This is a genomic window from Burkholderia sp. Ax-1720 (assembly GCF_011753035.1).
Taxonomy (GTDB): domain Bacteria; phylum Pseudomonadota; class Gammaproteobacteria; order Burkholderiales; family Burkholderiaceae; genus Burkholderia; species Burkholderia gladioli.
Genome location: NZ_VWWK01000449.1, coordinates 1 through 969 on the forward strand (window position 1 = coordinate 1; position 969 = coordinate 969).

General features: G+C 64.1%; 1 pseudogene. It reads right to left on the reverse strand.

The window, feature by feature from the left end:
- A pseudogene (locus F3J18_RS37580) lies at positions 1-969 on the reverse strand (cell surface protein); the annotation flags it as partial.

Here is a 969-nt window from a genome sequence, read left to right on the forward strand (position 1 = left end):
CGAACGGCAGTTGCCAGTCGTGCTCGGTGTTGTCGTAGTTGTTGTAGTGGTATTGCCCCGAATAGGAGACCGTCACGCCCGGCAGTTTCTGGCCGGACGCCGCCCAACCGTCGGCGTCGTAGCGGGCCGGCATCTTGATGTCGCCGACCGCCGCGATGTTGCTCCAGTAGTTTTGCAGCGTGCCGACCGACGACGCATCGATCTTGCCGCCCGACACGATCTGGGCGGCTGGGCTGAGGTCCGTCACAGTCGTCGCCGTCGCGCTGTCCGCGTAGTAGGTCGTGAACTGATAAACGCTGTTCCACTGACCGCCGTGAGGCGGCTCGGTATAGACCCCACCGATGCTGTCCGGATCCTTCACGCGAATCTGTCCCGTTCGACCGTTGATCGGAACGCCGAACTGCGCGAGCGATGCCGGGTCGATCTGGCTGGTGGACGTCTTCATCACGCGGCGCGTGCTCGTTACCTTATCCGCGTGCAATTCCATGTCGCCGTCGGACTGGATCAGAGCCGACACGTTATTGACGAGCGCGGCGTTCGTATAGCTGCCACTCGCGTCCTTGCCGCCCGCCAGCACGACCTTGCCCATGCCGAAGATGGCTGTCGTCGGCATCGAGTCGGTCGCGGTCGTGTCGTCGCGGTTTTCGATGTCGCGCGCGAGGATGTCGAGCGTGCCGTTGCTGTCCGACGCCCCGATCAGCGCGGTCGGCCCGAGGTTGGAGATCGTACTGGCCGACAGCGACTGCCGAGCGTAAGTCGTACCGCTGTTCTGTATCCCGTCTGCAGCCGACAGCGCGAGGTTGCCGCTCGCCGTCGTCTTGCCCGTGAGCACCAAACGGCCGTTCGATTGCAGCGTCAGATCGCCTGCCTGCGCCGCGATCGTCCCTGCGTTCGCGACACCGACGCCTGCCGAGTTGCCCACCAAAAACACCCTGTTGGCATACATGCCGCCCAACTGGGCCACATCGA